Source organism: Candidatus Streptomyces philanthi, assembly GCF_059553635.1.
The window spans coordinates 1-6,024 of record NZ_JCANQV010000325.1 but is presented as its reverse complement, the minus strand read 5'-3'; the positions used below and the strand labels follow the sequence as shown (position 1 = coordinate 6,024).

General features: G+C 74.3%; 5 protein-coding genes. 2 read left to right on the top strand and 3 right to left on the bottom strand.

The window, feature by feature from the left end:
- Nucleotides 1-1,544 (bottom strand): acyl-CoA synthetase (locus AC51EU_RS25895; protein WP_496269494.1); only part of this gene is annotated, 1,544 nt, incomplete at its 3' end.
- Between the two features lie 39 nt (nucleotides 1,545-1,583).
- On the bottom strand, nucleotides 1,584-2,687 hold the full coding sequence (locus tag AC51EU_RS25890) for an NAD(P)H-dependent flavin oxidoreductase (protein ID WP_496269493.1): 1,104 nt from the start codon (nucleotides 2,685-2,687) through the stop codon (nucleotides 1,584-1,586).
- Nucleotides 2,688-2,878: 191 nt separating this feature from the next.
- Between AC51EU_RS25890 and AC51EU_RS25885 the strand changes: the two genes are divergently transcribed.
- Both AC51EU_RS25885 and AC51EU_RS25880 read left to right on the top strand, forming a co-directional pair.
- Nucleotides 2,879-4,201, top strand: a complete 1,323-nt coding sequence (locus tag AC51EU_RS25885) for a glycoside hydrolase family 27 protein (RefSeq protein WP_496269492.1) — start codon at nucleotides 2,879-2,881, stop codon at nucleotides 4,199-4,201.
- A gap of 78 nt (nucleotides 4,202-4,279) precedes the next feature.
- Entirely contained in the window at nucleotides 4,280-5,401 is a 1,122-nt protein-coding gene (locus AC51EU_RS25880; RefSeq protein ID WP_496269491.1) for an amidinotransferase, read from the top strand.
- A gap of 7 nt (nucleotides 5,402-5,408) precedes the next feature.
- On the opposite strand, the gene AC51EU_RS25875 is transcribed toward AC51EU_RS25880, so the two are convergent.
- On the bottom strand, nucleotides 5,409-6,024 hold a 616-nt coding region (locus AC51EU_RS25875), incomplete at its 5' end, for a tetratricopeptide repeat protein (RefSeq protein ID WP_496269490.1).

The window sequence follows — 6,024 nt, the reverse complement described above, 5'->3', positions numbered from 1 at the left end:
CGGCCCTCCCCGTAGCGTGCGCGCAGCCGCCGCTTGTAGAGCTTGCCGTTGGGGTCGCGGGGCAGGGACGGGACGAAGTCGACGGAGCGGGGGCGTTTGTAGCCGGCGAGGTGCCGGGCGCAGTGTGCGAGGAGCGCTGCGGCGAGCGGGGGTCCCGGCGGGTGGCCCTCGGCGGGTTCGACGACCGCCTTGACCTCCTGGCCCCGGTCGTGGTGCGGGACGCCGAGGACGGCGGCGTCGGCGACGGCGGGGTGGGCGAGGAGGACGGACTCGATCTCGGCGGGGTAGATGTTGACGCCGCCGGAGATGATCAGGTCGGTCCTGCGGTCGTGGAGGAAGAGGTAGCCGTCCTCGTCGAGGTGACCGAGGTCGCCGACGGTGAAGAAGTCGCCGACGCGGCTGCGGCGGGTCTTGTCCTCGTCCCTGTGGTAGCGGAAGGCGCCGGTGGTCATCCGCAGGTGGACGGTGCCGACCTCGCCGGGCGGCAGGCGGTCGCCGTGGTCGTCGAGGACGGCGATCTCGCTGATGGGCCAGGCCCTGCCGACGGTGCCCGGCCTGCGGAGCCAGTCGTCGGCGGTGGCGAAGGTGCCCCCGCCCTCGCTGGCCGCGTAGTACTCCTCCACGCAGTGACCCCACCAGTCGATCATGGCGCGTTTGACGTGGTGGGGGCAGGGCGCGGCGCCGTGGAGGGCGTGCCGCATCGACGTCACGTCGTAGGCGCCGCGGACCTCTTCGGGGAGGGCGAGCAGCCGGTGGAACTGGGTGGGGACCATGTGCGTGTGGGTACAGCGGTGGGTCTCGATCAGGCGCAGCATCTCCTCGGGCGTCCAGCGGTCCATGACCACCAGGCGGTGCCCCAGGTGCAGGGAGGCGGAGGCGAACTGGAGGACGGCGGTGTGGTAAAGGGGTGAGCACACCAGATGCACATTGCCGTCGTACGGCCGGATGCCGAAGATGCCCAGGAAGCCGCCGAGGGGTGTGTCCTCGGGCGGCCGTCCGGCCAGCGGGCGGCGGACGCCGCGGGGGCGGCCGGTGGTGCCGGAGGTGTAGTTCATGACCTGGCCCTGGGTGCGGTCCCCGGGCGCGGACTCCGGTTGCCCTTCGAGGAGTTCGCGGTAGGGACGGAAGCCCTCGGCGTCGCCGACGGCGTAGCGGCGGGCGGCGGGCAGTCCGGCCGCGTCGGCGGCGTGGCGGGCGGGGTCCGCGAACCGCTCGTGGGTGATCAGTGCCCTGGCGCCGGAGTCGGCGACGATCCAGGCGGTCTCCGGGCCGGTGAGATGGTGGTTGACGGGGACGAGGTAGAGGCCGGCCTGGGTGGCGGCGAGGTGGGCGGTGAAGAACTCGGGGCCGTTGGGGAGGACGACGGCGAGGGCGTCGCCGTGCCGCAGGCCGGCCGCGCGCAGCCCGTGGACGAGCCGGTTGCAGTCGGCGAGCAGCCGGCCCGCGGTCCAGCCGGTGCCGTCGGGGGCGGTGAGGACGGTGCGGTCGGGGTCGGCGGCGGCCTGCGCCCAGAATCCGCGGGGTGGTGACGCGGGGTCGGTCATGGGCTCCTCCTCGGTCCGGCGGTGCCGGGGCGCGTGCGGTCAGGGGCGTCCGGCGATGTGCCGGACGCGGTCGACGGCGCGTTCGAAGCCGCGGGTGAGGTCGTCGAGGACGGCCTGGACGCTGCGTTCGCTGGTCATCCGGCCGACGATCTGGCCGACGGGGGTGCCGAGCAGCGGCTCGACCTCGTACTTCTGGATACGGGAGTTGGCCTCGGCGACGAGGAGGCCCTGGAGCGGCATGGGGAGCGCGCCGGGCCCCTCGGGGTCGTCCCAGGCGTCGGTCCAGGCGGTGCGCAGCTGGCGGGCGGGCTTGCCGGTCAGCGCGCGGGAGCGGACGGTGTCGCCGGGGCCGGCGGCGAGCAGTTTGGCGGTCAGGCGCCGGGAGTGCAGGGCGGCCTCCTCGGTGGTGAGCCAGACCGAGCCGAGCCAGACGCCCTGGGCGCCGAGGGCGAGCGCGGCGGCGACCTGCTCGCCGGTGCCGATGCCGCCGGCCGCGAGCACCGGCAGCGGGTCGACGGCGGCGACGACCTCGGGAGTGAGCACCATGGTGGCGATCTCCCCGGTGTGGCCGCCGGCCTCGTAGCCCTGGGCGACGACGATGTCGATGCCGGCCTCCTTGTGGCGCAGGGCGTGGCGGGGGGTTCCGGCCAGCGCCGCGACGGGGATGCCCCGGTCGTGGGCGCGGCGGACGATGTCGGGGGGCGGGGGGCCGAGGGCGTTGGCGAGCAGGGCGAGGGGGCGGTCGAGGGCGACGTCGAGCTGGGCGCGGGCGGTCTTCTCCATCCAGCCGGTGATCCGCCAGCCGGGCGCCTCGCCCTCGGGGAGCGGGGGGACGCCGTACCGGTCGAGCAGGTCGTCGACGAAGCGGCGGTGTTCCCCGGGGATCATCGCCTCGATGTCCGCGGCGTCGGCTCCCTGGACGGAGCGGGCGGGCATCACCACGTCGAGTCCGTAGGGCAGCCCGTCGGTGTGGCGTTCCATCCAGTCGAGGTCGCGTTCCAGTTCGCCGGGGGCGGTGTAGCGGACCGCGCCGAGGACGCCGAGTCCGCCGGCGCGGGTGAGGGCGGCGGCGACCGCCGGGAAGGGGGTGAAGCCGAAGACGGCGTGCGCGACGCCGAGCCGGGTGCTCAACTCCGTCTGCATGGGCGCAGGATGCCGTAGCGCGCCGCATCAGGGAAGAGGTTTCTGACGCTCCGTCAGTACTCTTTCGGGGCGGGGAATCACGCGCACGGGTGAATCCTTCCGGTGGGGCGGTAGGTCGTCTTGACGGGTGAGGGGCGGGCTCCTAGCGTCCGGCCGTGCGCCGCCGCCCTCCCTTCCCCCCGAGGTGATCCGTGCCCCTTCCCCCGGTTTCCCCGGCCCCCCGTACCGGCCGTACCGCCGCGGCCCTCACCGCGGTCGCCGCCTGTACGGCCGGACTGCTCGCGGCCACCGGCCCGGCGGACGCCTCGGGACCACCGGCAGTCCCGGCCGCCGCCGTCGCCCGGCAGCCGTCCGGTACGTACCCCGACCTCGCCAAGAGGCCGCCCATGGGCTGGAACAACTGGTCGTACTACATGTGCGACGTCAGCGAGAAGACGGTGCTGGCCAACGCCAGGGCGCTGGTGCGCACCGGTCTCGCGGCGAAGGGCTACGACACCGTCACCGTCGACGACTGCTGGATGACCAAGCAGCGCGACCGGGACGGCGCGCTGGTGCCCGACCCCGTGAAGTTCCCGCACGGGATGGCGTACATCGGCCGCGCACTCCACCGGATGGGGCTGAAGTTCGGCATCTACGAGGACACCGGCACCGCGACCTGCGAGAAGTACCCCGGCAGCCTCGGCCACTACCGGCAGGACGCCGCGCAGTTCGCGCGCTGGAAGGTCGACTACGTCAAGATCGACGGCTGCAACCTGCCGACCGCGCCGGGCCTCACCAAGGAGCAGACCTACCACCGCGCCTACCGGGAGATGAGCGAGGCGCTGCGCGCCACCGGCCGCCCCATCACGTTCTCCGTCTCCGCCCCGGCCTACTTCCAGTACGACGGGGACAGTGTCTGGCACCGCGTCATCGGCTGGAGCGCCGAGGTCGGCAACCTCTGGCGCGAGGGCCGTGACATCGCGGTGGAGAAGCACGCCCCGGCCGCCAAGTGGTCCTCGATCGTCTACAACTTCGACTACAACGCGCGGCTGGCGCACCTCCAGCGCCCCGGCCGCTGGAACGACCCGGACTTCCTGCTCGCCGGGGACTCGGGGCTGACCCCCGACGAGATCCACAGCCAGATGGCGCTGTGGGCGGTGATGGCCGCCCCCCTGATCTCCAGCACCGACCTCACCCGCCTGCCCCCCGCGGCTCTCCGCGTCCTCGGCAACCGGGAGATCATCGCCGTCGACCAGGACCGGCTCGGTCTCCAGGGGCGCCTGGTCCACCGCGACCGGGACACGGCGGTGCTGTCGAAGCGGCTGGCGAACGGGGACCGGGCGGTGGCGCTGTTCAACTCCGGGAACACGCCCCGCACCCTGACCACCACCGCGGCCGCCGCCGGCCTGCCGCACGCGCGGTCGTACCGGCTGCGGGACCTGGCCACCGGCCGCACCGTCCGCAGCAGCGGGGACATCACGGCCCGGGACGTCCCGCCGCACGCCACGGTGCTCTACCGCGTCGCGGCCCGCTGACCGCGCCGGGCGCCGTACCCACCTCCGCGACCGTACGGCGCCCGGCGCACCCACCGCGCACCACGGAGGACGAGCGCGATGCCCGCACCCCCGGCCACGACGGACGACGCCACCGCGCCCCTCGTCCCGGTGGTCAACTCGCACACCGAGTGGGACCCGCTGGAGGAGATCATCGTCGGGCGTCTCGACGGCGCCACCATCCCCTCGGACCATCCGGTCGTCACCTGCAACCTGCCCGCGGGCGCGGCACGGTTGCACACACTCGCCGCCGGATGCCGCTACCCCCGCGCACTGGTCGAACCCGCGCAGCGGGAACTCGACCGGTTCGTCGCCCTGCTGCGGTCCCTCGGGGTCACCGTCACCCGCCCGGACGCGGTCGACCACCGCCGGGGCTTCGGCACCCCCGACTGGTCGTCCCGCGGCTTCTGCAACACCTGCCCGCGCGACTGCCTGATGGTGATCGGCGACGAGATCATCGAGACGCCGATGGCCTGGCCGTGCCGCTACTTCGAGACCCACTCCTACCGCGCGCTCCTCAAGGACTACTTCCGGCGCGGCGCGCGGTGGACGGCGGCGCCCAAACCGCAGCTCACCGACGCGCTGTTCGAGGCGGACTTCCGTCCTCCCGGGCCCGGCGAGCCGGTGCGCCGCATCCTCACCGAGTTCGAGCCGGTCTTCGACGCGGCGGACTTCGTGCGCGCCGGACGCGATCTGTTCGTCACCCCGAGCAATGTCACCAACCGCATGGGCATCGACTGGCTGCGCCGCCATCTCGGGCCGGGCTACCGCGTCCACGAGATCGAGAGCCGCTGCCCCGCGCCCATGCACATCGACACGACGTTCCTGCCGCTCGCGCCCGGCAAGGTCCTGGTCAACCCCGAGTACATCGACATCGGCCGGCTGCCCGGCGTCCTGCGCTCGTGGGACGTCCTGACCGCCCCCGAACCCGACCCGCTCGACGGCCGGCTGCTCAGGCTGACGTCGATGTGCGGCAAGTGGCTCAACATGAATGTGCTCATGGTCGACGAGAAGCGGGTGATCGCGGAGCGGCACCACACCGGCATGCTGCGCGCGCTGGAGAGGTGGGGGTTCGAGCCGATCCCCTGCGATCTGCTCCACTACGCGCCGTTCGGCGGCTCGTTCCACTGCGCGACGCTCGACGTGCGGCGCCGCGGCACCCTGGAGTCGTACTTCCCCTGACGGCGCCTCACGCCGTGCCCCGGCCCCACGTCCCGGCGCGTTCGCGCCGCAGGTCGGCGATACGGCGCTGGAGGGCGGTGGCCTCGGCGGTACGGCCGAGACGGTCGAGGGCCTGGGCCTGGTCGCCGCGGCTGGCCAGGGTGTCGCGGTGGGCCGCGCCCAGGACCCGCTCCCGCGCCGCGGCGACCTCACGGTGGATCTCCAGCGCCTCGGCCCAGCGGTCCAGCCAGCACAGCGCCACCGCCGTCTCGCGGCGGCTGACCAGCGTGTCGGGGTGCTCCGCGCCCAGCACGGACGCCCGCAGCCCCGCCACCGTCCGCGCCTCCTCCAACGCCTCCGCCCAGCGGCCCAGCCGGCCGAGGGTGACGCCCAGGCCGTGCCGGGCGCGCAGCGTCCGCGGCGCCCCGGCCCCCTCGGTCCGGGTGTGGGCGTCCGTCAGCTCCCGGTAGAGGGCCAGCGCCTCCGCGGCGCGGCCGAGCCGGCCGAGGCCCAGGCCGACCTCGTAGCGCGCTTCGAGGGTGTCGGGGTGGTCGCCGCCCAGTGCCCGCGCCCGCGCGTCGGCGATCTCCCGGTGGACGGCCAGCGCCTGCGGCCACCGTCCGAGCCGGCCCAGGGCGCGGGCA